This is a genomic window from Chloroflexota bacterium (assembly GCA_011322445.1).
Lineage (GTDB): Bacteria > Chloroflexota > Anaerolineae > Anaerolineales > DRMV01 > DRMV01.
Genome location: DRMV01000020.1, coordinates 47677 through 72053, shown reverse-complemented (window position 1 = coordinate 72053; position 24377 = coordinate 47677). Strand labels below are relative to the sequence as shown.

The following is a 24377-nucleotide window of genomic DNA, read 5'->3' as shown; positions in this document are numbered from 1 at the left end:
AGGAGGACGTCATGGTTTCTGATACTTACCAACGACCTGAGCCGCGTCAACCGAAGCGCCGTTTTGGCGACTGGTTCCGCCTGCGAGGACGCAGTGTGGGTGGTTGGGCTTTCGTACTCCACCGTTTGACCGGCTTGGTGCTGGTGTTTTACCTGTTCCTCCATTTTTACTTTTTGAGTTATCTGGCTCGTGGACCAGAAGCATACGCTGCCATGGTGGCGGCCATGAAAAGCCTCTGGATTACGGTGCTTGAGGTAGGGCTGATCGCCGCAACACTTTTCCACGGCTTGAATGGCTTGCGCTTGATGCTCATGGGCCTCAACGTGGGCGTGGAGCGGCACGAAGCCATGTTCTGGGGCACGGTGGTGCTTTCGGCGCTGTTGACGCTCGTTGCTGCCGTGCTGATGCTCTAAGGAGACCGCAATGTCACGACGCCTGAACACCTGGGTTTGGCAGGCTTTGAGTGGATTGCTGCTGGTGGTGCTGTTGGCGGTGCACCTGATTGTCAACCACTTTGCCGCGGGAGGGCTGCTGACTTACCAGCAGGTGGTGGATTATCTTTCCAACCCGTGGGTGCTGACGCTGGAAATCCTGTTTCTTGCCACGGTGATTTTCCACGCGCTGGCTGGTGTGCGTGCCCTTGTGCTCGATAGCGGTGTCTCGGCCAAAACCGCGCGAGGCGTGACCGTCGCGTTGACCCTGCTTGGGCTGTTGTTGTTTGGCTATGGGCTTTGGTTGTTCGCCGCCATTGTGTGAAAACCGATTTCCGGAGGTTGTTTTGAGCAAAAAACGGGATGCACAAGAGCAAGAAGCCGTAGAAGTCAGCACGACGAAGAGCACGGCAAAGCCCTGGATAAGCCGCCGGACAGGCACGGTGTTGATGGTGCTTTTGACCCTGGCGGTGTTTGTGCTGGTGTGGCTGTCTGCTCCTCCGGGGGCTGACTGGCAGGTGAGTTTGAAAGTCGCGGCCGTGATGACCGCTGCCATGTGGTTGGTGTTCCTGTTCGTTTTCACTTTGAGCCGTTGGTTACATTCACGATGAAGTGGGAAGCCAAGGCCCCGCAGTTCCAGGGCGACGTGGCCGCGTTTGCGGCGCAACGGGGATTGAGCCCCTGGGAAGTGTGGTACGCCCCTTACGATCCTTCGGTGTATGCTTTTGTGTTAGAGCACTTGAAACCCGAAGACGTCGTGCTGGACATTGGGGCAGGCGATTTCCGGCTGGCTGTCGCGGCTGCCCGGCGTGTGCGCAAGGTCTATGCGGTAGAGGTGCATCCGACGTTGGTGGCCGACTTTTTACATCGCATGGGCGCCGGGCTACCGCCCAATTTGCAAGTTATTTGCGCCAACGCACTGGATTTCCCCTTTCCCCATGATGTGACCACGGGGATCTTGTTGGTGCGTCATTCGGAACATTTCGCCGTTTTTTTCTCACGGCTGCAAGCCGTGGGGGCGCAGCGTTTGTTTACCAACGCCCGTTGGCACATGGGCGTCGAACTCGTGGATTTGCAGGCGCCGAGGATGAGTCTTGACGCGGCCCCGCCGGGATGGTATGCTTGTGCGTGCGGCGCGGTGGGGTTCAAAGAGCCGCCTTCTTGGGATGACCCCTGGACAGAAGAGACGGTTCATGAAGTTGCCACTTGCCCTCGGTGCCGCGCGTCGAAGGAGCAAAGCAGATGATTGGAATCGTTGTTGTTTCACACAGCGCCAAGGTGGCCGAGGGCGTCAAGGAAATGGCTGAACAGATGAGCCAGGGGCGCGTGGCAATTGCCGCCGCTGGTGGTGTGGATGATGAAACCCTGGGCACCAACGCCGAGCGGATTTTCGCAGCCTTGCAGGCCGCATATTCCCCCGATGGGGTGTTGGTGCTGATGGATTTGGGCAGTGCAGTGATGAGTGCCCAAATGGCCATCGAGATGATGGATGCCGACCAACAGGAAAAAATTCAAATGACTGATGCCCCGCTGGTCGAGGGTGCCATTGTGGCTGCTGTGGAAGCCTCGCTGGGGCGTGGGTTAGACGAAGTCAAAAAGGCCGCCGAGGCTGCCAGCACGATGAGGAAAATTTTGTGATGAGCGAAGGCGAAAGTTTATCCCTGGTGTTGCAAATCAATAACCCCGTAGGGCTACACGCGCGCCCCGCAGCGTTGTTTGTCCAAACGGCTGGTGAGTTCCAGGCCAACGTGCAGGTCCGCAATATCACCCGCGGCACGCCCTTCGTTGATGCCAAAAGCATCTTGGGTGTGATGAGCATTGGTGTGGCGCAGGGGCACGAAATCGAGATCGTCGCTTCGGGAGAAGATGCTGCGGAGGCGCTGCAAGCCCTGAAGGCGTTGGCAGAAAGCAATTTTGGCGAAGGCGAAACCGAAACTGAAAGCAAAACCGAAAGCAAGGGCTGACACCTCGCCGATGGGTGAAATTGTATGCCGACCACCGATCCCTATCACCTGAAACTGGCGCGCGTGGCTCGCCTGTATTATGAGCAAGATCTGACACAGGCGCAGATTGCGCGCGAGATGGGGGTTTCCCGCTCGCAGGTTTCGCGCTGGTTGGCAGAGGCTCGCGACCTTGGCATTGTGGAAATTCGCATTCAAGGGCCGTGGAGCCGGGTGGCGGAACTGCAATCACGGTTAGAACGGCGTTTCCCCTTGCAGGAAGCGCTGGTGATGGACCGGGGCGGGCGCGGCTATATGCAGGTGGTGCAGGCGTTAGGTGTGTTGGCCGCGAACCGCCTGGCCGAGTTGCTGGAAGGCAAGTCGGTACTCGGCATTGCCTGGAGCACCGGGGTGTATCAGGTGGTGAGCGCCTTGCGCTCGGCGCGCCAAAAAGGCGTGACCGTGGTGCAATTGATGGGCACCGTAGGCTCGGTAAACCCCTTGCTGGATGGCCCTGACCTCACCCGCTGGCTGGCGCAGACGCTTTCTGGGCAATACCGTTACCTGCCAGCCCCTTTGCTTGCCAGCACCCCCGAAGCCCGTGAGGCCATCGTCAGCGCGCCAGCGGTGCGCGATGCCATCGCGCTGGCCGAGCAGGCCGATATCGCCCTGGTGGGCATTGGCGCGGTTTCCCCGCCGACGCTTTCCAGCATGTTCAATGCGCAACTGCTCTCGGAAGCCGACCTGGAGCAGATTACCGCCTTGGGCGGCGTGGGGGATGTCTGCGGTTATTTCTATAACCAGCATGGCGAACTGCTCGATTTGGACCTCCATCGTCGGCTGATTGGCATCTCGTGGGAAGGATTGACGCGCATCCCCGTGGTGGTGGGCGTGGCTGGGGGACGCAGAAAGGCCCCGGCCATCCTCGGTGCGTTGCGCAGCGGTGTCATTGATTACCTGGTGACCGATAGCGAAGCCGCAGAATTGATCCTTTCCCTGGATGCCACAACGCCTCAAGGACAAAACCATGACTGAACGACGATTTCGCGGCATTGCGGCTTCCGGCGGGGTGGCAATTGCCCCGGCGTTTTTGTTTGCGGCTGCTTCCACAAAGGGGCAGGGGGCCTCGGCATCGGTGGGAAGCCCCGAAGAAGAACTTGCCCGCCTGAAGCGCGCCTTGCAAGCCGCCCGTGAAGAAATTCAAAGGCTCTATGAGGAAGCCCAGCGTCGTGTGGGGGGGCAAGAGGCCGAGATTTTCAAAGTCCACGCCATGTTTTTGGATGACCCGACCTTGACGCAGCAGGTCGAAGCGGCCATTCGCGAGGGCACAAGCGCCCTCACAGCCTGGCAGCAGGCCATTGAGGCCCAGGCGGCCATGCTTGAAGCGTTGAACGACCCGGTGTTCAGCGCCCGCGCGGTGGATTTGCGCGACGTCGGTGCGCGGGTCGCGGCTCATCTGAGCGGCACGGCAGGGGCCATTGCCCAGCCCGAAAAGCCTTCTGTGATTGTGGCGCAGGAACTCACCCCTTCTCAGACGATTTTGCTTCCTCACGAACTCGTGCGCGGTTTTTGCACGGTGCAGGGCAGCAAAACCTCGCATGTCGCCATTTTGGCGCGCGGTTTGGGGTTGCCTGCCGTGGTGGGGGTTGATGCTGCCGTGCTGGAAACTGCACGGGAAGGCGTCTTGATGATCGTCGATGGCGAGGCGGGCGAGGTCATTGTTTCCCCTGAGGAAGCCACCCTGGCTGCCTACCGGGAACGGGAAACCGCGCTGGCGCGGGCGCGCCGCAGCGCGCAGGCCGAGGCCGGCGCGCCCGCGATTACGCCTGACGGCCACCGGGTGGAAATTGGCGCTAATTTGGGCGGCGGTGGCCGGGAGGAGGCCGAGCAGGCCCTGGCTTTCGGGGCCGAGGGCGTAGGCCTCTTGCGCACGGAATTCCTTTACATGGAGCGGACGTCGCCGCCGGACGAAGAAGAGCAAATGGCGGCTTATGCACCTTACCTGGAAGTCATGGCCGGGCGGCCGGTCATCTTCCGCACCGCCGACATTGGCGGCGACAAAGACATTCCGTATCTGCACCTGCCCGCCGAAGCCAATCCCTTCCTCGGCCAGCGGGGCATTCGCCTTTCTCTGGCGCATCCGGAAATGTTCCGCACCCAACTGCGCGCGATTTTGCGCGCTGGCGCGAATGCCGAGGGCGTCAAAATCATGTTCCCCATGGTGGCGTCGGTAGATGAAGTGTGCGCGGCTAAAACCCACCTGGCGGCTGTTCGTCAGGCGTTGGAAGCAGAAGGCTTGCCTTACGCGCAAAACGTGGAAGTGGGAGTGATGATCGAGATACCCTCCGCGGCGGTGCTGGCCGATGTGCTCGCGCGCGAAGTGGATTTCTTCAGCATTGGCACCAACGACCTCTCGCAATATACCCTGGCCGCCGACCGCACGCACCCGGCGGTGGGGCCGATGGCCGACGCGTTGCATCCTGCGGTGTTGCGGCTGATCAAGCAGGTGGTGGAGGCTGCCCATGCCCACGATGTTTGGGTAGGGGTGTGCGGGGAACTCGGCGGTGACCCGCTGGCTGCTCCGGTGCTTTTGGGCCTGGGTGTGGATGAACTGAGCATGGCCGCGCCTTCGATTCCGGCGGTGAAAGCCGCGGTGCGAGCATGGCCGCTTGCCGAGGCGCAGGCCCTCGCGACAGAGGTGCTTTCGCTGGCTTCTCCGGCAGAGGTGCGTGAACGGCTGGAAAAAGCCCGCCGTGCCTGAGCACGCTGGGCCTGGGGGGCTGCTGATAGGGGGCAGGCGAGCATTCAGCGCAACATGGTATCATAACCATAGCGCGTCGCGATGGCGCTGCGCAGGCGGTAGTGCTTTGCGGAGTCGCGCTGAAGCGCTTTCCTGTGGCTGTATTTTGTCGAAACCAATGGAAGCAGTGTGTGAAGTTTGTCCCGCCAAGGAGGTCTCACGATGCCCCACCCTTTGAGTTGGCTGGCCCCGATGCACCGCCGTGCGGCTTTTGGGGTGTTATTGATCGCTACGCTGGTGGTGTTCGCTGCCATCAGCGCCCTGGATGTGCCTTTGCACACCGCGGCCGCGCCGAATGGCATTGTCTCTTTTGAGTTTGCCGGCGGTCCTGAGCAGGCGCAGGCGATTTTGGCGTCGTGGGATGCGACGGCGCGTATTGCCGCGGGCTTGAGCCTGGGGGTTGATTATCTTTTCATGGTGCTCTATGCTCTGACCATCGGGCTGGGTTGTGTGCTGGTGGGGGAGAAGTTAGGGGGCGCGGCTGCACGGATGGCGGTGGGGCTGGCCTGGGGGCAGGTTTTGGCTGCTGTGCTGGATGCTGTGGAGAACTGGGCCTTGATTCGCTGGCTGTTGGGCTCGCGCGCGGAGTTCTGGCCTTCCCTGGCGGCAGGTTGTGCCACGGTTAAGTTCGCGCTGGTGGGTCTGGGTTTGGCTTTTGTGTTGGTCGGCGCGGTGGTGTTGGTGCTGCGGCGTGGACGATGATAGGGCGTTGTGCTCTGAGGAAGTGGAAGGTGTACTCGCGAGGAGGCGGAAGACATGCGTAAAGGCAAAATTTCGTTAGTCGAAGCCATCGCTATGGCCGTGGGCACCATGATTGGCGCCAGTATCTTTTCGATTTTCGGGGTGGGCGTTCAAATTGCAGGCCGAGATCTCCCCTGGGCGTTTGTCGTCTCGGGGGTCTATGCGGCCATGGTGGCATATTCCTACGGCAAGATGGGAAGCAAAATTGTCTCGAACGCGGGGCCGATTGCCTTTATCTTGAAAGGGCTGGGCGACTCCCCTCTTGTGGGGACTTTGAGCATCCTCATGTGGCTTAGTTTTGTGGTCTCGATTTCGCTTTTTGCGTCGGGCTTTGCTGGCTATTTTTTGCCTTTGATTGGCTTGAGTGCACCGGTGGTGAAGATGGGGGTTGAAGTGCTGGTGATTGCTTTGTTCGGCTCGTTGAATTATTTCGGCGGGGCAAAGGCCGTGGGCAAAGCGGAGTTTTGGATTGTGATGGTCAAACTCACGGTGTTGGGCGTGTTTATTGTCGCTGGCTTCACCGTGCTCCACCCCGGATATCTCAAGCCCGATGCCTCACCGACTGGCCTGAACGGCGTACTCGCGGCTTCGATTATTTTCTTCCTCTCTTACATGGGCTTTGGTTTGGTGACCAATGCCAGCGAAAACATGAAAGACCCGCAGCGCAACGTGCCCCGGGCGATTTATATCAGTATCGTCATTGTGATGATTGTCTATATTGGCGTCTCGGTGGCGGCTGTGGGCGCTTTGCCCATGGGTGAACTGCAAAAATTTGGGGAGAATGCCCTCGCCGTGGCTGCTGAACCGGCGCTGGGGCAGTTTGGCTTCCTGCTTCTTAGCATTGGTGCCCTTTTCTCGATATCCTCAGCCTTGAATGCCACCCTTTACGGGGGGGCCAACGTCGCGTACGCTTTGATGAAAGATGGTGAACTGCCTTTGCCCGAGGAGTATTCGCGGAAAGAGTGGTTTAGTGAGCATTTGGGGTTGTATCTTACGGCGGTGCTGGGTATGGTTTTCGCCCTGTTTTTTGACATTGGCGAAATTGCTTCTATGACCAGTTTGATTATGACGGTCATTTACATTTTCGTGCTTTATGCGCACCTCTTGTTGGCTGAGGAAGTAGGGGGGCACCGCGGCATTGTCTTTTTCAACCTGATGGTCATCTCGCTGGTGGCGATTGAGTTGGTGATCAACCAATGGCACCAAGACAAGCCTTTGTTTTTCACTTCCCTCGGCCTTTTCGTGCTGAGTTATGCGTTAGAGGTGCTGTACTATCGGCGAAAGCGGCAGTTGAAAGCCTCTTTGCTCTCACGAGCGGCACCAAGGTGAGCTGATGGCAAATAAGCGCCTGGAAAGCGAGGAAGCCAGGGCGAAAGAACTGTTGAAAGAGTCGCTGCCGGCCTTGATCACAGGGGGCGCGGGGGATGACCCGGCAGGGGTGTTGACCTATACGGTGGTGGGCGCGACCACCGGGTTCAGCCAGTTGTGGCTGTTGGTGCTTTCGACGCCCATGCTGGCCGCAGCGAACAGTATGGCCGCGCGGATTGCGGTTGCTGCCCATGATGGCCTTGCCGCGGTGGTGAGGAAGCGGTACGGGCGGGCGGCGGCACTAATCATTGTGCTGGTTTTAGCCATCGCCAACATTGCTACCATTGCTGCCGATGCTGCCGGGGTGGCTTCTGCGCTTCAGATTGCCACGGGGGTTCGCTGGGAGTTTTTTGTCCCCCTCATTTTGGTCTCGCTGTTGGTGGTGCTTCACCGTGGTTATACCCAAATCAAGCGCATTTTGGTGTTCCTCACGGCGGTGCTTTTGGCTTATGTGGCCGCTGCTATCATGGCAAAGCCCGATTGGGCGGCGCTTCTGCAGGCCACTTTCGCGCCCCATATCGGCGGCCATAAAGCGTGGACGATGGCTTCCCTGGGGCTTCTGGGCACGACCATCTCGCCCTACTTGCTGTTCTGGCAGGCAGGCGAGGAGGTTGAGGAATTGCAGGAAGGCATTACCATTCAGGCCAGCGAAACAGGGCTGGGGGTGTGGCCGGGCATGGTGTATAGCAACCTCATCGCGTTTTTCATCATTGTGGCTGCGGCCATGACCATCCACGCGGGGGGAGGTCATATTCAGAGCGTGGCCGACGCCGCCCAGGCGCTCGCGCCGCTGGGCAAAGCAGGCGTTGCCATTTTCATCGTGGGCATTGTCGGCTCGGGGTTGTTGGCGCTGCCTGTGCTGGCGGGTTCCACGGCCTATGCCATTGCCGAGTTGATGGGCTGGCCGGAGGGCTTTGGCGCGAGAGGCGCGCACGCTCGTGGTTTCCTGGTGGTGCTGGTGGCAGCGCTGGGAGGCGGTATGCTCATTTCTTTGTGGCCGAATTTTCGCCCTGCCGAGGCATTGTATTACTCGCAAGTGTTGGATGGCGTGTTGCTGCCGGTGTTGATGCTCATTTTGTTGGTGCTTTCCAACGATCGGCGTGTGGTGGGAAGCGCCAAAAATCCGCTGTGGGTGAATGGCATTGCTGCTTTTACCATTCTCATCGCCTTTGCGGCTGATGCGGCCGCGCTCGTGTTGCATTAAACTTCAAAGAAGGAAGGAACGACCGTGAAAGTTGCTACGCTTACACTTAACCCTTGTCTGGATGTCAGTTACGAATTCCCCACCCTCGTTCCCGACCAGAAGGTCCGGGCCGACCATACGCGCTTTGACCCCGGCGGCAATGGCATCAATGTGGGGCGGGCGCTGAAACGGCTGGAAGTGCGGGCTACCAATTTTGCCCTCCTGGCAGGCGAAATTGGCTTGTTGGTCCAGCGGTTGGTTCGCCATGAACTGGATGACTTCCGCGTCGTGAACATTCCCGGCGAAACCCGCATCAATTGCACTATTTTGGAAAAGTCGCCGCGCACCCAGTATGAGCTCGACGGTATTGGCCCGGAGGTGCCGCCAGAGGCGCTGGAGGAGATCAAGCGCCAGTTTGTAGAAGCCTCGGCCGGTGGGTTTGGCGTGGTGACGGGTTCGTTGCCTGCCGGCGTGCCGCCTACGGTTTATCGTGACCTGGTGCGGATGCTGCACAAGGTGGAGGCCAGGCCCGTGGTCGATACCAAGGGCGAAATGCTGGCCGAGGCGTTAGAGGCGCGCCCCTTTTTGGTCAAGCCCAACCGCTACGAACTGGAGATGTTCTGCGGGCGAAAACTTTTGACCTTGGACGACGTGCTGCAAGAAGCGGTCAAAATGCAGGCCAGGAGCACTTATGTGTGCGTTTCGCTGGGCGAGGAAGGCGCGCTGCTGGTGGGGCCGGAGGGCGCTTACCACGCGACAGCCCCGCGAGTGCGGGTGCGCTCGACGGTGGGGGCGGGGGACTCGCTGGTGGGCGGCCTGGTGGCCGGCCTGACCCGCCGCTTGCCGCTGGAAGGCGTCCTTCGGCTGGCAGTCAGTTGCGGCAGCGGGACGGCCGCGCACCCCGGCACGGCGTTGTTTGCGCCGGAGGAACTTGACGGATTGATGGCGCAGGTGAAGGTGCGCAGGCTGGCATAGCGCCAGGGGGGGCAGACCTGCCGCGGGGTTGTGCTACAATGAGGCTTCAAGCCCCCGGTGGGCTGCATGACCGACGATATGAGGAGTGTTCATGGCGCAATTTCGTATAGCCAAAGATTCTTTGGGGGAGGTGCAGGTGCCCCAAGAGGCTCTTTATGGCGCCCAAACGCAGCGCGCGGTGGAAAATTTCCCCATCAGTGGGTTGCGAATGCCGCGTGAGATGATTCGCGCCCTGGGCATTATCAAAGAGGCTGCGGCTCAGGTCAACGCCGAACTGGGCAAACTCGACCCTGCCCTTGCCGAGGCCATTCGTGAGGCCGCGCGGGAAGTCGCCGTGGGCCGTTGGGATGAGCACTTTCCTGTGGACGTTTTCCAAACCGGCTCTGGCACTTCGACCAATATGAACGCCAACGAAGTCATTGCCAACCGGGCAATGCAACTGCTGGCGGCGCGGAGAGCGTCGGCGCACGTGCACCCCAATGACCACGTCAACATGGGGCAGTCTTCCAACGATGTCATTCCCTCGGCCATTCACATTGCGGCTTTGCTGGCGACGCACGAGCGCCTTTTGCCAGCGTTGGAAGGCCTGCATGCCGTGGTGCTGGAAAAAGCAGAGGCCCTTGACGAAGTGGTCAAAACGGGGCGCACCCACTTGATGGATGCCTTGCCCATTCGTATGGGACAGGAGTTCCAGGGCTATGCCGGGCAGATTGAGCGCCGCGTCGCAGGGCTCAAGCGGTCGGCTGCGGCGTTTGAGGAAATCACCTTGGGCGGCACTGCTGTGGGTACAGGCGTCAATGCCCCGCCGGGCTTTGGCCGGCGTGTGGCGGAAGCCGTTGCGGCTTTGACCGGCCAGCCTTTTCGGGAAACCGACAACCACTTTGCCCTTCAGGCTTCTCAAGACGCGGCGGTAGAATTTGCCGGCCAATTGCAGGCTACCGCGGCCGCTATGACAAAACTTGCCAACGACCTGCGCTGGATGAACTCGGGGCCTCTGGCCGGGTTGGGTGAAATTGCCCTCCCGGCTGTGCAGCCGGGCTCGTCGATCATGCCGGGGAAGGTCAATCCGGTCATTCCAGAGGCTGTGGTGATGGTGTGCGCGCAGGTGGTTGGCTATACTACGGCAATTGCCGTGGCCGGGCAGGGCGGCAATTTTGAACTCAATACCATGCTCCCTCTCGTTGCCTACGATTTGTTGGAATCTATTCGCTTGCTCGCCAACGCGGCCGAAGTGCTGGCTGAGAAGGCAATTCGAGGGCTGCAGCCTAAGCCGGAAAAGGCACGCCGGGCGCTGGCGCGTAATCCCATTCTGGTGACGGCCCTCAACCCGCACATTGGTTACGACCGCGCTGCGGAAATAGCCAAGCGCGCCTACCGTGAAGGCCGGCCGGTGCTGGAAGTGGCGTTGGAGATGACGGATTTATCCGAAGAGGAGCTTCGGCGCTTGCTGGACCCACGCGGCATGACGTAAGCCGGAAGAAAGCAAACCAGTGGTGGATTTCGTATAGCCAGTGTGTGTAAAGGGCAATGAGATATCCTGCCACGTCAACGCCAGATGCCAACCACTGTCCAGAGGGTGCATTCGTGCTGAGCGGGGCGCTCAGGGGGAATGGAGTCGGAGCACGGCACGCTGCGAGCGCGATTATCCGAAACTCGGGTTTCTTTACCAAATCTTCACAGCATCTTGGAAAGGTCTTGACCTCAGGGCGCTATTCTTAGAGCGTAAGATAGCAATTCCACAACGAAACTTTTTCAAGGAGGTGCCCGATGATGGGTGGTTGCTGTGGAGGTTTGGGATGGTTAGGCGGCTGGGGCTGGCTTGGTGCCCTGCTGAATTTGTTCCTGGTGTTGCTGTTCGTCGGCGGCGTGGTCTGGCTGATCGTTTGGCTGGTACGCCGTGCGGGTTACGGCGGGCGTGGTGTGCCCACGGCGCCTTTCCAAACACCCCCGCCCGGGAGTGTGGACGACCCCAAGGTGATTCTCAAAGCCCGCTACGCGCGGGGCGAGATTACCCGTGAACAGTACCTGCAGATGTTGAACGATCTGGAAGGCCCGGAGGTGCCGCGGTGATGTTCTTTGGTTTCTTCTTTCTGATTGCTCTGGTGGTGATTGGCGTGCTGGCAATGCCTTCCCGCTACCATCATCACCACATGATGCATCCCATGAGAACCTCGTATGAGGTCATGCCCGAAGAGATCTTGCGAGCGCGATACGCTCGCGGCGAGATTTCCCATGAAGAGTTCGTGCGAATGATGCACGACTTGCACGCCTCGTAGCCTGACATCCCAGACCTGAGACGAGACCGCCGGGTAAACTTTGCCCGGCGGTTTGTTTTTTAACCTCGGTTTTGGGTAAAGCGCCCTTCTCAACGGGAAAGTGGTGGTTCGTAAGGCGGCTCGATGGTGAGTTGGTCGCGGGGGAGGGTGGGTGCGCCCCGCAGGTTCAACCACGCCATGTAAACCAGCCCTTTCAGCAGGCGGAAGCCCCGCAGGCTGCGGTATTCCACAAAGGGCTTGTGATTGCGCTCGAGTAAGCGTACCAGGGCCTTCGCGGGCACTTCGGGCGACGTGGCGAGGGCAGCCAGCACGCGCGGCAGGTTCCGCAGCCGCGCCGCGGCTTGTTCGCCGACCACTTCGCGTACCCGCAGCATGTCGGTGGTCATCATACCCGGGCTAAAGCCAATAAAGCGGATGGGCAGGTGGTGGTATTCCTGCGCGAGGGTGCGGGTGAACGAGGTAATCCACGCTTTGCTGGCTGCGTAGAGGCCGGTAGGGCTGCCCGGGCGGCCGTTGCTGCCGCGCCCATACAGGTTCACGATGGTGCCGCCTTCGGGCTGCCGCTTCATTACCGCCACCGCGACTTGTGTGCCGAGCAACGTGCCCAGCGCGTTGACGCGCCAAATGTGCTCGGCGGTGGCTGGCGGGAAATCGAGCACACCGCCCGGCGGCGCGGTAATGCCGGCGTTGTTGACCCAGATATCAATGCGGCCGAAGCGCGAGAGGGTCGCTGCTGCCAGGGCGTGGACTTGCGCCTCCACGCTGACGTCACAGGCTATGCCCGCTACTGTGCCTTGCGGGGTGAGTTGGGCAACGGTGGCATCGACCGTCTCTTGTTGACGGCCGGAAATCACCACCGTCGCGCCGCGAGCTAACAATGCTCGCGCCAACGCACGACCAAAGCCACGGGTCGAGCCAGTAATGACGGCAACTTTGTTTTGGAGGTCCATGGGCATGCGAAGAAAATTTGAGGGTGGAGATAAGATTGCTGCCATTATACCGCCTTCTCAGTGGGGCTTTCCCTGTGTTTGGGGTGACTGGCGGCCACTGGCGCGCGGAGCGAGGGTTGTGTGCCTTTTGGGGTTTGCAGCCAGGGGGACGTAACTTTTAGGTTTTCTTCAATGTTTCTTAAGGCTGTGCCGCTATACTGAAAGCAGGTGTTGGGAACGTGTTTTCACCGGCGCGTTGCTGGTGGCCTGGATTGGGAGGTACGGGGATGAAGCGTTTAAGATGGATGTTTTTGGGTTTGTTGGGGTTGGGAATAACTTTGTTGTTAGGCGGATGCTTTCCGGGGCCAGCGGGTCCGGGTGCCCCGGCGCCTCCGGGTGTAGGGCTTTTGTGTCTCGTGCCGTTGACCATTGGGGTGATTCTCGCGGTGATTGTCGCCGTGGTCGTTTATCTGGTTTGGAACAAAGAGGCTGGGGGTGTCTCGCAAGGGCTGATGGCGAAAAAACCGGCGATGTCGGCTGAAGAGATTGCCCGGCGGCGGTATGCCAGCGGCGAAATCACTTACGAAGAACTTCAGGAGATCTTGCGGCATCTGGAGGAGACGCGAGAGAGGGGGGCGGCATGAAAAACTGGAAACGCTATGTGGCCATAGCAGGGTTGGTGTTCCTGGTAGGATTACTGGTGCCGTTGATGGTCGTGGCGGCGGCAGGGTTCTCTGGCGTGGCTGGGAGAATGTTCCCCGCGTGGGGCGGGGGACGGCAAGCATCGCCGCAGGCTGTGGCCCAACAGCCGCCGCAGCCGTCGGTATCGGTATCGGCGCAGGCATCCGGTGTTCCTGATCAGCCGGTGCCGCAAGGCATCGTGCCGCCTCCACCGCCGGGCGGCGCACCGCAACCAGGTGTGTTGCTGCCTCCACCGCCGGGCGGCGCACCGCAAGCGGGTGTGTTGCCGCCTCCACCGCCGGATAGTGCACCACAGCCAGGTGTGTTGCCGCCCGCACCGCCGGGTGGCGCACCGCAAGCAGGCGTATTATCGCCCGCACCGGCTGGTGGTGAATCGCAAGCAGGGGTGCTCCCGACGCCGCCGACGGGAGAAGTGCCTCCTGCCCCGGGCGAGACGTTGCCCTCTCCAACGCCCACGGAAGCGCCTTGAGCTCTCGGCCTTTTGAGGCCCCCTGCGAGAGAAGACAAACAGCTTGCGGGCGAGGCGCCCCTTGGTTCGCGTAAACCTTTCCCTTCTTCTCTGGAGCCATCTCTGCCTTGGCTTGGCAGAGATGGCTCCATTGGCTTGGTGGTGAGGGGGCTTTGGCGAGGCAGGGGGAACTTTGTCGTTAGCGGTGGCGTGAGGGATGCAGAAGTCACGGTTTGCTGTCCCTAAAGTTTGCCCATGCAACCCTTGACGCCCGTCTTCGTTGGGTTTACAATGTCTGCAAACAAGTTTGTGGCACAAACATGTTTGCGAGGAGGGGAGGTCGTGACGACAAATGTTTTGTCACCTCGTGCTCGTGAACGGCAGGTGCGGCGGTATTGGACGGAGGATGGTTTCGCTGAACTGGTGATAGGCGTGGGCTTTGTGGGGCTCGCGGTGCTGCTTTGGTTGAGCGACCGGTCTGGTGCCGCGCAGGCTCGTCTGTGGGGCGTTGTGCAGGCGGTTTATATTTTGGCTTTTGCCTGGGGTACCCGTTGGGTAGTGCAGCGCCTGAAATGGCGCGTGACCTATCCGCGCACGGGCTACGTGGCTTATCCCCGCCAGTGGTTGCGCCGCCGCGTGGTGCGCTTTATGGTGCTCGCGGTAGGCGTGGCTGGGGTGATTGGGTTGGCGGGCCTTGTGTTACTCGATGGCACCCCTCGCCTTTATTTGCTGGCGCTCACCCTTGGGCTGGCGGGCCTTTATTTGGGGCTGGCATGGGCGCAAGATTGGGGGCGCGGCGTGGGCTATGCCGTGGTCGTGCTGCTGAGCGGCGGGGCTGCCTGGGCCTGGTGGCACTTTCCCTTTTGGGGCGCGTGGAGCCTTCAAGGAGGGTTGCACTTCGCCACCCTGGGGGTGGCGCAAACCTTGGGGGGCGCGTGGACGCTATGGCGCTATCTCCGCCGCCACCCCCGCCCTATCGAGGAGGAGACCTGATGACCTCCGCGGTGGATATTCGCGCCCTGGACCCGCTGGTGCATACCCCGGCCCGGCTTGCCATCCTGACGGTGCTTTCAGTGGTCGATGAGGCCGACTTCCGCTATTTGCTTTACGCCACCGGCTTGACCAAGGGTAATCTTTCGGCCCACCTGAGCAGGCTTGAGGAAGCCGGTTACGTGCACATCGAGAAGACCTTTCGAGGGAAGATGCCTTTGACCCTGTGTCGCCTGTCACCGGAAGGCCGCCAGGCGTTGGAGGCTTACCGACGGGCGATGCGGCGCATTTTAGATGTTGGGGAGGCGGCCGCACCGCAGCATCCCTGATTGATCTCGTGGGAGGAAGCCGTGAACTTCATCGAAGTGCAGCAACTTGTCAAGCGTTATGGCGATTTTACAGCCGTGGATGGCGTTTCTTTTGAGGTGGCCCCTGGTCAGGTTTTTGCCCTGTTAGGCCCGAATGGCGCGGGCAAGACTTCCACCATCCGCGTTCTGATGGGCATTCTCTTCCCCGATGGGGGCGAAGTGCGTTTGTTGGGGAAGCCGCCGCAGCAATCTCGCGAGCAGGTGGGCTACCTTCCCGAAGCGCGCGGTCTTTATCGCGATGCCCGTTTACTGGAGTTGCTGGCTTATCTTGGCACTCTCAAGGGGATGCGCGCCGCTGAGGCGCGCGACCGGGCGAGCCAGTGGTTGGAGCGGCTGAACCTCGGTGACTGGGCCGAGCGCAAGGTGCATGAACTTTCTCGCGGGATGCAGCAGAAAGCCCAATTGGTGGCGGCGCTGATGCACGACCCGCCGGTGGTGGTGCTGGATGAACCGTTCCAGGGCTTGGATCCGGTGAACATTCAGTTGGCCAAGCGGCTGGTGGTCGACCTTCGCGCCGCGGGGAAGGCCGTGTTGCTCAGCTCACACCAACTGGTGCATGTGGAAGCCCTGGCCGATGAGGTGGCGCTCATCAACCGGGGGCGCATTGTGGCCCGCGGCTCGCTGGAAGCCCTGCAAAGGCATTATGCACGCGGTGATCTGGCCGTGCGCCTCGCTGGAGGGGCAACGCTGCCCGAAGGCTTGCCTGTGCAGCGGGTGACTTCCCGCAATGGTGTGTGGACTATGTTGCCGCAACGCGGGGTCTCTCCGCAGGAAGTCCTGCGCGCGCTGGTGGCTTCCGGCACCCCGGTGGAGCGTTTCGAGGTGGTGTATCCGTCGCTGGAAGAGATCTTCTTGCGGGCTGTGGAGGAAACCACAGGAGACACCGCTCCGGCCAAGGAGGTGCAGCCGTGAACCTGCGCAAAATTTTCCATGTGGCGGTTTATGAATATCGCACCAACGCCCGCCGTTGGGGTTATCGGTTGGTGACTTTTGGGCTGCCGCTGTTGGGGGCGGCGGTGTTGTTCGGGGTTCGGGCGCTGAAAGGGCATGCCGATATTGGTGCATGGGTCGCGGGTGGCATGGACAAGCCCGTTGCGGTTTATGACCAGGGCAACTTCTTGCCGCACGATGCCGCCTTGCCTGCGCCGTTTGTGCCGGTAGATGACCTTGACCATGCCAGGCAAGCCGTTCGCGACGGGCAATTTCTGGCTTTGCTGGTGTTGCCCCCTGACCTTGCCGCGGGGCAGAAGGCCACGGTTTACGTGCGCGACAACACCATGACGGTGACCGACGCGGTGACCAGTCGCTTGCAAACGTTGCTGCTCTATGCCGAGTTGCGGAAGGCGTATCCGTCGGCTCAAGCGCTCCACATGGCCGAAGGGCCAGATGTGCAAGTGGTGGTGCTGGGCAGCCGGGAGGCGGTGCATACCGAAGAGGAAGGCAGCAGCCGCTTCATGGTGGGATACGCGTTGAGTTTTCTGTTTTTCATCGCCTTGTTCAGTTCGGCAGGTTACCTCTTGCAGAGTGTGGCGAAGGAAAAGGAAAGCCACATCATGGAACTGCTGCTTTCTTCGGTCACCGCGATGGAATTGTTGTGGGGCAAGGTTATCGGCCTGGCTGCTTTGGCTGCGACGCAGGTTATGGTGTGGCTGTTGAGCCTGTGGTTGCTGGGCACGCAGGCCGTTCACAGTTTCCCGGAATACGAGGCGTTGAAGGCCACGATGAGCCAGTTGCGGCACCCGGACCCTCAATTGCTGATTGCGTTGCTGGTGGTCATGCCGTTGAGTTACCTCGCTTATGGGCTGCTGATGGCGGGGTTGGGTTCGTTGGGCAGCAATCTGCGGGAAAGCCAGCAGTTTTCGGCGGCGGTTTCCCTGCTCGCGGCGCTGCCCTTCATGCTCAATTTCCTTTTCTTCATCAACCCCAATGGCCTGGTGCCGCGCCTTTTGAGTTACTTCCCCTGGACGGCGCCTGCGGCTGTGCTGCTTCGCCTGGCTATTGGGCCAATCCCGTGGTGGGATTTGGGCGTGGTGGTGCTGGCAATTGCCGCGGGGGCGGCGTTCAGCCTGTGGGCGGGCGTGCGCCTCTTCCGGGTGGGGGTGCTGATGAGCGGCAAAAAGCCTTCCTGGCGCGAGGTGTGGCACATTATTCGGAACCCGGCTTGAGCGGGGCGCGAAAAAGCCCGGCGGGGCATTCCCGTCGGGCTTTTTTGTTGTTGCGGTGGCGGGTGATGGTTTATGGCCACTGCAGAGTGAAGAATACGCGCTTGAACTGGGCCAGCACGCCTTTCTTGTCATAGGGCGTCACGCTGCCGGGGGTGTAGTTGTTGATGTTGGTGGTGTGCGTGTAGAGGTACACCGTGATGCAGCGTGAGTGGATGTAGGTGCGGAAGATGTCGGCATGGTAAAAGTTGCCGGCAGCGCCTTCGTCGCCGATGTAGTAGCGGTAGTTCACGCCGTTGACCCGCCATGTGCCCACCGCGCTCTGGATGGCAATGCCTTCCGGTGGGGTGTTGAGGCAGCTATCGGCGTTGTTGATGGGTTCCAACCCCATGACGAAGAAGGCTTCTTGCAGGTTGGTGTTCATGAAGAAGTCTTTGTAGGCCAGGTTGAGGCCAAACACTTCGTTGGGGAACACGCCGGGCTTTTGGGGGTGGAAGTATCGGCCGTCGTAGGTGAGGGTGAAGCCCACGCCGGTGTCGGTCACGGGTTTGGGTTCCCTGGGCAGAGGGTAGATGGTAACGCGCAGGGTCATGCCGGCAAGGCCGTGGGGGGCGGCGATGCTGAGGTGGTAGTCGCCGCTTTGGGGCAGCACGCCGCGCCAGTCGGGCCGGCCGATGTTGTAGGTTTGCAATGGCTGGCCGTTGGGGGCTGCCATTGCCAGGGCGGCGTCGGCTGGCTGGCCACCTTGCAGTACCAGAATTTCGGCGCTTTGCCCCTGCATGGCGTTGAAGACGAAATTGCCGTTGCCGGTGATGGGCGCTTGCCACGTGATGGCACCGGCGGCGAACTGGATGCGGGTTTCGTTGCTTTGTGGTGTGGGGGGCGAGGTAGGGGCTGGGGTGGGGGTGGCAGCCCCAGGGAAGGAAGCCTGCACTTGTGGCAGGTTGTCGCAGGGGCCGTTGAAGCCGCCGGTTGCCAGGCTGGCCCATCCCTGGCCGTGAAGGTTGTTTTGGCCGCTATCCAGGTTGAGTTCCACCCAGTCGCCCGGGCCGCGCCCCATGACTGCCGCGTATTGATTGGCTGCCAGCGAGCCGATTTGTTGCAGGTTTTGGCCTTGAAGGATGTAAACGGGGGTGGTATCCATCGCCATAAAGAAGCATACCCCGGCGGGTAAAGGCGGGGCCAGCGGCAGTTGGCCGCAATTGCCGCTCATTTGGATGTCCTTGCCGCCGTAAACCCAGCGCATGCGGAAGATGCCGACGTTGCCGGCCTGAGCCACCCCTGGCTCGAAACCGTACCACCCGTCGGGGGTGCGATATTGGGCCTGTACCTGGGTGCCGCTACTCAAGGTGCCGAAGACCTGGGCCTGGGCGCTGGGCCGGGTGTAGGCTTTGACGGACGCGGTGGCGGTGAGCATGCAAGCGCCGCTGGTGTTCTGTGCCGGGGTGGCGGTGGGGGGCTGGGGTTGTGCGGTGGGCGGCGCAGCCGTAGGTGGCGCGACGGTGGGTCCCGCTGTGGGGGTTGGGACGCTGGTGGTGGGCAGGCTACACCCGGCCACCAGGAAGGCCAGTGCCAAAAGCACGGTGAGCAAAAAACGGGTGCGAGACATCATGATGCGCCTCCTTGACATGCGTGGGGGAAAGGGAAAGAAAGGGGATGCCCTGCTATGCTTCTTCGTCGCTCACGTAGGGCACGTAGTCGGTGCGGGCAACGCCCTGCTCGAGGGCTTTTTCTGCCACGGCACGGGCCACTGCACGATGCACCTCGGGCGTCAGGGGGCTGGGCAGCAGTTCGCCTTCGGGTGTTTGCGCGACGATGGCGTCGACGGCCGCGAGGTACATTTCGGGGGTGATGCGGGTGGCATGGGTGTCGACCGCCCCGCGGAAAATGCCGGGGAAGCCCAATACATTGTTGACCGATTTGCCGTCGGCGGCAAAGGCTGCTCCCGCGGTGATGGCGGTTTCGGGTTCGATTTCGGCGTTGGGGTTGGAAAGGGCGAAGATGATCTGCCCTTTACGCACCATTTCGGGTTTGATGAGGCCGGGCGCGCCTGTGGTGGCGATGACGATGTCGGCTTTGGCCATGATTTCATCCAGGGTGGCGCGTTGCCCGCCGTAAGATTCCAGGCGCTGGAGGGCGTCTTCGCTCAGGTCGGCTCCCAAGACGGGCTGACCGCTGACGTGCATCAGCATGCGGCTGATCGCCATACCCGCCGCGCCGAGGCCGATTTGCCCAATCGTGGCGCAGTGCAAATCGACCCCCGCGTAGCGGCAGGCGTTCTTCAGTGCGGCGGTGACCACCACCGCGGTGCCGTGCTGGTCGTCGTGCATGATGGGGATGTTTAGCATCTGTTGGAGCCGCTCTTCGATTTCAAAGCAGCGCGGTGCGGAAATGTCTTCCAGTTGGATGGCCGAGAAAGTGGGCGCAATGGCCGCAACGGCGTTCACGATTTCGTCCACGTCTTTGGTGTTGAGCAGAATGGGTACGCCCGAAAGCCCTACCAGGCTCTCCATGAGCATGGCTTTCCCTTCCATCACCGGCATGCCGGCGATGGGGCCGATGTCGCCCAGGCCGAGAATGGCCGTGCCGTCGGTGATGATGGCCACCAGGTGGCTGATGGAGGTGAATTGCCAGGCGAGTTCGGGGTTGTCGGCAATTTGCAAGCACACTTGCGCCACGCCGGGGGTGTAGACCCGCCGCAGGGTGGCGAGGGAATCGATTTTGTAGCGGCTGCGGATGGCAATTTTCCCGCCGCGGTGCACTTCCAGCACTTCGTCGCGCACTTCCAGTACCTGCGAGCCGGGGTTGGCGCGCATCGCGGCAATGATGTCTTCCACTTGCTCGACCGTGTCGCCGTAAATGGTGATGTCGCGCACAATGGCTTTGGTGCCTTCCCGAATGAGGCGAATTTCGCCAATGCTGCCGTTGCGCTCGGCGATGACGGTGAGCAGGCGGGCTAAGGTGCCGGGGATGAGTTGATTGCGGACGCGCACGGTGCGCATCACTTTGTGTTGCCAGGCCATGGGGGAACCTCCTGAAAAAAGAACATGGTGCGGCGGGAATGTTCCTGCCGAAAGCGAAAACCCTGGAAGGCGGTGGAAGTTGCTGACGCCTTCCAGGGCCGTGAGAGGGCGGCGCGGTTAGTCGCGCAGGTTGAAGCGGGCTTCGAGGGCTTCCAGCGCGGTGCGGAAGGCGCTGTATTCCAGTTCCTGCATGGGCAGCATGGCCGCGCCGAAGAAGCCTTGCTGGCGCATCCATTCGGCTTTTTGCTGGGCTTTCCGGCGCGCCAGGTCCCATACCGGGTTGGCGAAGACGTCGACCCGCTCGGAGAGTTTGCCTTCTTTGTTCACCGAGTAGGCCACAGCGGCCACGATGGGTTGGGCGTAGGGGCCGGTGACGGGGGTGTTGATGGGCACGGGCATGATGGGCATGGTGTGGCTGCCGCGCGCGTCACCGGCTACGTAGGGCACGTTGACCCACGGCATGACCACTTCTTCGGGGGCGGGGAAGATGCCCTGGGTGCGGATGATCATCACCGGGTCGTCTTTGCCTTTGTATTCCCCGGCGATGGTGTGCAGCCGGTCGGTGGAAACCGAGACGACCTGCTGATGGGGGTATTTGCGGGCATGGATGGCCTGGATGCCGAAGCGGTTTTCGTCGCGCAGCAGCAGGGCCAGATCGAGGTGCTCTTCGGGCGCGTTGAGTTGGATGATGCGGTCGCCGTGGGGGTATTCCATGTCGATGACGGTGAAGGTGAAGCCGGGACGCATCTTGGGCATCATCAAACCCGCGCAGTAGAGGGGGCTGGTGAACACAGCCCACAGGGGGAAGTTGAAGGCGCCGGGGCCGCATTTGTCGGCGGTGAAGACCATGAAAGGCTCCGCGGGGCGTTCCGGCGCGGTTTCGTCGAAGGTGATTTCGGCCGCGCCCGGCCCTGCGCCGCGGACGTTGCCCGAGGGGGCGTCTTTGAGCAGGTCTTGCCCGGCGCCGTAAAGTCCCTGGGCTTTGGCAATGTCGGCGGCGGCTTTGAGGGCATCCCAGGCCAGGTTGTGGATTTCGGCGGCGGCGTTGCCTTGCCGGTGCACCATGAGCAGGCAGATGTCATCGCCGGTGAAGGTGACGTCGTAGTCGGTGAGCAAGCCGCTTTCCAGGGCTTTTTGCAGATGCTCGCGCGCGGTTTGCAGCATGGCTTCGGAGGGGCGGGTGTGCCCTCCAATGCTGCCGACATCGGCTTTGATCGCACTGATGGTCAACATCGCAACGACCTCCTTCGGGAAAAGGTTTGGGCTTGCGGCATATAAAAAGCCCCCTCGGCAACGCAGAGGAGGCTTACGACCTGGGGAAAGAGGTGGCGGCGATGGGCAGGCTCCCTGCTTGAGCCTGCGCGACAAATGCTGCCGGTGCGGCGAGGCAGGCCGCCCGACGTGTTCGCAACAGAAGGGGGGCAGCGAGATGAGGCGCGGTCATGGTGCTTTTATTGTACAGCAAATTGCGCAGGAAGGGGAAGGAACGGACATCAGATGGAAGCCAGGGGGCATGCCGGTGCGTTCAGGGCGTGTGTGTTCCCCCTGCTTCCCACGCTTTGCGGAAAGCCCGAATCAACGCGGCGCGCCGCGGGGCGCTCAGGAAGGCGCTTTCGAGGGCGGTGGCGGTGCATTCCCACAGGGTGGCGGGTGAAAGGCCCAGTATTTCGTGCGCCACGGCGAATTCGTGGCTCAGGTCGATGCCCGAGATGCTGGGGTCGTCGGTGTTGAGGGTGACGCGCAGGCCCGCTGCCAGCATTTCCGGCAACGGGTGGGCTTCCAGGGCGGGCACCACGCCGCTCTGGTAGTTGCTGGTGGGGCAGACTTCGAACACCACGCCGCGTTCGCGGGCCAAGGCTATCGCGTTGGGGTCTTCCAGCACGCGGATGCCGTGGCCAATGCGCTCGGCGTGCAGGTTTTCGATGGCTTCGGTGACATTGGCCGCCGGGCCCCACTCGCCCGCGTGCACGGTGATGTGCAGGCCGGCGGCTTTGGCTTCCCGAAAGATGGGGGCGAAGGGCGCGGCGGCGTAGCGGCTTTCGTCGCCGGCCAGGTCGAGCCCCACCACGCCTCGCGAGCGGAACGAGACGGCCAGTTCGGCGACTTCCTCAGCCAGCCCGGGCGGTTCGTGGCGGTTGACGCTGACGATCAGCCCCAACACGATGCCGTGTTGGCGGGCGGCTTCGTTGGCGCTGGCTGTGACCCAGTCCATGACTTCGTAAAGCGAGAACCCCCGTGCACGCGTGAGCGCGACGGGGGTAAAGCGCAGTTCCAGGTAGCGGATGTTGTCGGCGGCTGCGTCGGCCACGACTTCGGCCGTCAGGCGCTGGATGATTTCTGGCGAGCGGTAGAACAGCCGCAGGACGCGAAATTTGGAAAGAAAGTTTTCGACGGTGAAAGGTTCGTGTTGGCGCACCTGCACCAGGGCGCGAAAGTGTTCGGCGGTGGGGGCGGGGAGGGTCAGCTGCTCGGCGCGTGCAATCTCAAAGAGGGAGCGCAGGCGCAGCGATCCTTCCAGGTGGCGATGGAGTTCGGCCTTGGGGAGATTGCCAAAGGGGTTCATTTGCGTTTGCGGCGGCGTTTCTTTTTGCGCCCTTTGCTCTTGGTGGTCGGGGCTGCGGCGGTTTCGTCTTCCCGGGCTGCGGGCTTGGCCTGGCGCGCGCTGGCTTCCACTTCGACGGTGGCGCCGCCCTGGAAGGTAAACATGCGGCTGATCACGCCCGCGCGAATATCGCGCATGAGTCCCTGGAAGAGCTCGTGGGCTTTGCCCTTGTATTGTACCAGGGGGTCGCGCTGGGCAAAGGCTTCCAGGCCGATGGAAATGCGCAGGGCTTCGATTTTGGTGAGGTATTCCACCCACGCGCCGGAAATGACCTGGAGCAGCAGTTCGCGGTAGCGCTCGGTGAGGGCTTGCCGCCCCAGTTCGAACTGCAGCAGGTCGATGAGGTCGGCGGGGAATTGCCCTAAGGGGGTGTTTTCGTGGGCAGTGTAGGCTTCGTCGCCGAGGGCGCGACGCAGGCCGCGGCGGGCGCGCGGGCCCAGTTGCGCGGGGGTGAAGCCTTTCAGTCGCATGTATTCGGCCTCGCCCAGGTGCCATTGGATGGCTTCCTGCGCGCCTTGCAGGTGTTCCAGCACGGCCGCGGTGATTTCGTCGGCGGCGCGGTTTTCCAGTTCGCGCGCCGCGCGGTAAATGTATTGGAAGCGGGTGATGACGACTTGCTGGCGGCGGTGGGTTTTGGCGTCGAATTCGGTGCGGCTGCCCTGTTGGATGGCTAACATCAGCCCCACCATGTCGTCTTCGCTCAGGCCTTCGTCTTCGCTCAGGCCTTCGTCTTCGCTCAGGCCTTCGTCTCCGCTCAGGCGGGGGGCTTCGCCGCCGTTTTGCGTGCGAAAGCGTCGGGCGAAGCGTTCCAGGTATTGGTGGATGTCGCGCTGCACCTGGCCGGGGGTTTCCCCGTCGCCCAGCAAGCGGGCTTCGCGCTGTGTTAGGGTGTGGTCAATGACTTCCTGCACCGCCGCGAGGATGTCTTCCCAACTTTCCATTTGCATCAAGGCTTCGGGGTGTAGTTCCTGGATGTTGAGGGTGCGGTGCACGATGAAAATGAGTTGCCGCAGCGTGCGCGTCAGCAGGAAGTCCTCGACCGCGGCCTGGAGGGTTTCCTGGGCTTCATCAGGGTCTTCGACCCAGCGGCGCAGTTCGGCGGCCCCGATTTTGAGGGGCACCCGCACCACCGAGGCAATTTCGGCGCGCAGGGCCTGGGCCTGCCCCTGGGTTTCTTCCCAAAGGGCATCGAGGTTGTTGACGATGGTTTCGACGGCTTCCAGCCGCTCGTCGAGGGCGGTTTGGTAGGCGTCGAGCAGGGTTTCGATGCGGCGTTCCAGGTAGCGGCGCAGGTGGTCGTGTTCGGCGCGGATGGCTTCCTCGGCCAGGCGGCTGAGGGCTTCTTCGGCGGCTTCGGGGTCGGTGAAGGCTTCGTCGGGCAGGCGGTCGAGCAGCAGCCGCAGGGTGTAAGAAGGGTAGTAGCCGCGGCGCAACCCCAG

At 61.6% G+C, this 24377-nt stretch carries 27 protein-coding genes; 21 read left to right on the top strand and 6 right to left on the bottom strand.

Going from position 1 to position 24377, the window contains the following annotated elements; translation table 11 throughout:
• The first annotated feature begins 11 nt into the window (after positions 1–11).
• From sdhC to ENJ54_03500, 15 genes are all read left to right on the top strand, one after another.
• Entirely contained in the window at positions 12–413 is a 402-nt protein-coding gene (sdhC, locus tag ENJ54_03570) for a succinate dehydrogenase, cytochrome b556 subunit (protein ID HFC08927.1), read from the top strand.
• Between the two features lie 10 nt (positions 414–423).
• A complete protein-coding gene (locus tag ENJ54_03565) occupies positions 424–756 on the top strand; it encodes a hypothetical protein (GenBank protein ID HFC08926.1) in 333 nt (110 codons plus the stop codon).
• A gap of 22 nt (positions 757–778) precedes the next feature.
• A complete protein-coding gene (locus tag ENJ54_03560) occupies positions 779–1042 on the top strand; it encodes a hypothetical protein (GenBank protein HFC08925.1) in 264 nt (87 codons plus the stop codon).
• Complete coding sequence (locus ENJ54_03555; GenBank protein ID HFC08924.1) at positions 1039–1677, top strand: rRNA adenine methyltransferase; 639 nt, start codon at positions 1039–1041, stop codon at positions 1675–1677. Before ENJ54_03560 ends, ENJ54_03555 begins: the two co-directional genes overlap by 4 nt.
• The gene (gene dhaM, locus ENJ54_03550; protein HFC08923.1) at positions 1674–2069 is read left to right on the top strand and encodes a PTS-dependent dihydroxyacetone kinase phosphotransferase subunit DhaM; all 396 of its coding nucleotides are present in this window, start codon (positions 1674–1676) and stop codon (positions 2067–2069) included. Before ENJ54_03555 ends, dhaM begins: the two co-directional genes overlap by 4 nt.
• Entirely contained in the window at positions 2069–2395 is a 327-nt protein-coding gene (locus ENJ54_03545; protein HFC08922.1) for an HPr family phosphocarrier protein, read from the top strand. The genes dhaM and ENJ54_03545 overlap by 1 nt, the downstream gene beginning before the upstream one ends.
• A gap of 24 nt (positions 2396–2419) precedes the next feature.
• On the top strand, positions 2420–3406 hold the full coding sequence (locus ENJ54_03540; GenBank protein HFC08921.1) for a sugar-binding transcriptional regulator: 987 nt from the start codon (positions 2420–2422) through the stop codon (positions 3404–3406).
• Positions 3399–5132: a phosphoenolpyruvate--protein phosphotransferase gene (gene ptsP / locus ENJ54_03535; protein ID HFC08920.1), complete on the top strand. Its 1734-nt coding sequence runs from the start codon at positions 3399–3401 to the stop codon at positions 5130–5132. Before ENJ54_03540 ends, ptsP begins: the two co-directional genes overlap by 8 nt.
• Positions 5133–5333: 201 nt before the next feature.
• A complete protein-coding gene (locus ENJ54_03530) occupies positions 5334–5873 on the top strand; it encodes a hypothetical protein (protein HFC08919.1) in 540 nt (179 codons plus the stop codon).
• Positions 5874–5927: 54 nt separating this feature from the next.
• Complete coding sequence (locus ENJ54_03525) at positions 5928–7241, top strand: amino acid permease (protein HFC08918.1); 1314 nt, start codon at positions 5928–5930, stop codon at positions 7239–7241.
• A gap of 4 nt (positions 7242–7245) precedes the next feature.
• Positions 7246–8484 (top strand): divalent metal cation transporter, encoded by a 1239-nt coding sequence (locus ENJ54_03520; GenBank protein ID HFC08917.1) that lies wholly within the window; start codon positions 7246–7248, stop codon positions 8482–8484.
• A 24-nt stretch (positions 8485–8508) separates the two neighbouring features.
• Positions 8509–9438 (top strand): 1-phosphofructokinase family hexose kinase, encoded by a 930-nt coding sequence (locus ENJ54_03515; GenBank protein ID HFC08916.1) that lies wholly within the window; start codon positions 8509–8511, stop codon positions 9436–9438.
• A gap of 91 nt (positions 9439–9529) precedes the next feature.
• A complete protein-coding gene (locus ENJ54_03510) occupies positions 9530–10909 on the top strand; it encodes a class II fumarate hydratase (protein HFC08915.1) in 1380 nt (459 codons plus the stop codon).
• A 296-nt stretch (positions 10910–11205) separates the two neighbouring features.
• Positions 11206–11508 carry an SHOCT domain-containing protein gene (locus tag ENJ54_03505; protein HFC08914.1) on the top strand — a complete coding sequence of 101 codons (303 nt, stop codon included), beginning with the start codon at positions 11206–11208 and terminating at the stop codon, positions 11506–11508.
• Positions 11505–11714 (top strand): SHOCT domain-containing protein, encoded by a 210-nt coding sequence (locus tag ENJ54_03500; protein HFC08913.1) that lies wholly within the window; start codon positions 11505–11507, stop codon positions 11712–11714. Before ENJ54_03505 ends, ENJ54_03500 begins: the two co-directional genes overlap by 4 nt.
• Positions 11715–11803: 89 nt before the next feature.
• Here the strand turns inward: ENJ54_03500 and ENJ54_03495 are convergent, their stop codons facing one another.
• Positions 11804–12709, bottom strand: coding sequence for an SDR family NAD(P)-dependent oxidoreductase (locus ENJ54_03495; protein ID HFC08912.1), 906 nt, complete (start codon positions 12707–12709; stop codon positions 11804–11806).
• 350 nt (positions 12710–13059) lie between these two features.
• On the opposite strand from ENJ54_03495, the gene ENJ54_03490 reads away from it, so the two are divergent.
• The 6 genes from ENJ54_03490 to ENJ54_03465 all read left to right on the top strand — a co-directional run bounded on the left by ENJ54_03490 (position 13060) and on the right by ENJ54_03465 (position 17316).
• Positions 13060–13287, top strand: coding sequence for an SHOCT domain-containing protein (locus ENJ54_03490; protein HFC08911.1), 228 nt, complete (start codon positions 13060–13062; stop codon positions 13285–13287).
• A complete protein-coding gene (locus ENJ54_03485) occupies positions 13284–13814 on the top strand; it encodes a hypothetical protein (GenBank protein ID HFC08910.1) in 531 nt (176 codons plus the stop codon). Before ENJ54_03490 ends, ENJ54_03485 begins: the two co-directional genes overlap by 4 nt.
• Before the next feature lie 321 nt (positions 13815–14135).
• Positions 14136–14786, top strand: a complete 651-nt coding sequence (locus ENJ54_03480; GenBank protein HFC08909.1) for a hypothetical protein — start codon at positions 14136–14138, stop codon at positions 14784–14786.
• Positions 14786–15112 carry a transcriptional regulator gene (locus tag ENJ54_03475; protein ID HFC08908.1) on the top strand — a complete coding sequence of 109 codons (327 nt, stop codon included), beginning with the start codon at positions 14786–14788 and terminating at the stop codon, positions 15110–15112. The genes ENJ54_03480 and ENJ54_03475 overlap by 1 nt, the downstream gene beginning before the upstream one ends.
• A complete protein-coding gene (locus ENJ54_03470; protein HFC08907.1) occupies positions 15113–16063 on the top strand; it encodes an ATP-binding cassette domain-containing protein in 951 nt (316 codons plus the stop codon).
• A complete protein-coding gene (locus ENJ54_03465) occupies positions 16060–17316 on the top strand; it encodes an ABC transporter permease (protein HFC08906.1) in 1257 nt (418 codons plus the stop codon). Before ENJ54_03470 ends, ENJ54_03465 begins: the two co-directional genes overlap by 4 nt.
• Before the next feature lie 70 nt (positions 17317–17386).
• On the opposite strand, the gene ENJ54_03460 is transcribed toward ENJ54_03465, so the two are convergent.
• The 5 genes from ENJ54_03460 to ENJ54_03440 all read right to left on the bottom strand — a co-directional run bounded on the left by ENJ54_03460 (position 17387) and on the right by ENJ54_03440 (position 23885).
• The gene (locus ENJ54_03460) at positions 17387–18925 is read right to left on the bottom strand and encodes an SH3 domain-containing protein (protein ID HFC08905.1); all 1539 of its coding nucleotides are present in this window, start codon (positions 18923–18925) and stop codon (positions 17387–17389) included.
• A gap of 52 nt (positions 18926–18977) precedes the next feature.
• Positions 18978–20336 (bottom strand): NAD-dependent malic enzyme, encoded by a 1359-nt coding sequence (locus ENJ54_03455; GenBank protein ID HFC08904.1) that lies wholly within the window; start codon positions 20334–20336, stop codon positions 18978–18980.
• Between the two features lie 117 nt (positions 20337–20453).
• Complete coding sequence (locus tag ENJ54_03450; protein HFC08903.1) at positions 20454–21569, bottom strand: fructose 1,6-bisphosphatase; 1116 nt, start codon at positions 21567–21569, stop codon at positions 20454–20456.
• 292 nt (positions 21570–21861) lie between these two features.
• Positions 21862–22899, bottom strand: a complete 1038-nt coding sequence (add, locus tag ENJ54_03445; protein HFC08902.1) for an adenosine deaminase — start codon at positions 22897–22899, stop codon at positions 21862–21864.
• The gene (locus ENJ54_03440) at positions 22896–23885 is read right to left on the bottom strand and encodes a hypothetical protein (GenBank protein ID HFC08901.1); all 990 of its coding nucleotides are present in this window, start codon (positions 23883–23885) and stop codon (positions 22896–22898) included. The genes add and ENJ54_03440 overlap by 4 nt, the downstream gene beginning before the upstream one ends.
• Positions 23886–24377 lie beyond the last annotated feature (492 nt).

Bases quoted from the DNA above. Each gene is read 5' to 3' on its own strand.
- ENJ54_03510 (HFC08915.1), top strand. From the start codon at position 9,530: ATGGCGCAATTTCGTATAGCCAAAGATTCTTTGGGGGAGGTGCAGGTG.
- ENJ54_03540 (HFC08921.1), top strand. From the start codon at position 2,420: ATGCCGACCACCGATCCCTATCACCTGAAACTGGCGCGCGTGGCTCGC.
- ENJ54_03450 (HFC08903.1), bottom strand. From the start codon at position 21,569: ATGTTGACCATCAGTGCGATCAAAGCCGATGTCGGCAGCATTGGAGGG.
- dhaM (HFC08923.1), top strand. From the start codon at position 1,674: ATGATTGGAATCGTTGTTGTTTCACACAGCGCCAAGGTGGCCGAGGGC.
- ENJ54_03505 (HFC08914.1), top strand. From the start codon at position 11,206: ATGATGGGTGGTTGCTGTGGAGGTTTGGGATGGTTAGGCGGCTGGGGC.
- add (HFC08902.1), bottom strand. From the start codon at position 22,899: ATGAACCCCTTTGGCAATCTCCCCAAGGCCGAACTCCATCGCCACCTG.
- ENJ54_03495 (HFC08912.1), bottom strand. From the start codon at position 12,709: ATGGCAGCAATCTTATCTCCACCCTCAAATTTTCTTCGCATGCCCATG.
- ENJ54_03520 (HFC08917.1), top strand. From the start codon at position 7,246: ATGGCAAATAAGCGCCTGGAAAGCGAGGAAGCCAGGGCGAAAGAACTG.
- ENJ54_03545 (HFC08922.1), top strand. From the start codon at position 2,069: ATGAGCGAAGGCGAAAGTTTATCCCTGGTGTTGCAAATCAATAACCCC.
- ENJ54_03530 (HFC08919.1), top strand. From the start codon at position 5,334: ATGCCCCACCCTTTGAGTTGGCTGGCCCCGATGCACCGCCGTGCGGCT.
- ENJ54_03460 (HFC08905.1), bottom strand. From the start codon at position 18,925: ATGATGTCTCGCACCCGTTTTTTGCTCACCGTGCTTTTGGCACTGGCC.
- ENJ54_03555 (HFC08924.1), top strand. From the start codon at position 1,039: ATGAAGTGGGAAGCCAAGGCCCCGCAGTTCCAGGGCGACGTGGCCGCG.
- ENJ54_03440 (HFC08901.1), bottom strand. From the start codon at position 23,885: ATGCAAATGGAAAGTTGGGAAGACATCCTCGCGGCGGTGCAGGAAGTC.
- ptsP (HFC08920.1), top strand. From the start codon at position 3,399: ATGACTGAACGACGATTTCGCGGCATTGCGGCTTCCGGCGGGGTGGCA.
- sdhC (HFC08927.1), top strand. From the start codon at position 12: ATGGTTTCTGATACTTACCAACGACCTGAGCCGCGTCAACCGAAGCGC.
- ENJ54_03565 (HFC08926.1), top strand. From the start codon at position 424: ATGTCACGACGCCTGAACACCTGGGTTTGGCAGGCTTTGAGTGGATTG.
- ENJ54_03485 (HFC08910.1), top strand. From the start codon at position 13,284: ATGAAAAACTGGAAACGCTATGTGGCCATAGCAGGGTTGGTGTTCCTG.
- ENJ54_03525 (HFC08918.1), top strand. From the start codon at position 5,928: ATGCGTAAAGGCAAAATTTCGTTAGTCGAAGCCATCGCTATGGCCGTG.
- ENJ54_03475 (HFC08908.1), top strand. From the start codon at position 14,786: ATGACCTCCGCGGTGGATATTCGCGCCCTGGACCCGCTGGTGCATACC.
- ENJ54_03455 (HFC08904.1), bottom strand. From the start codon at position 20,336: ATGGCCTGGCAACACAAAGTGATGCGCACCGTGCGCGTCCGCAATCAA.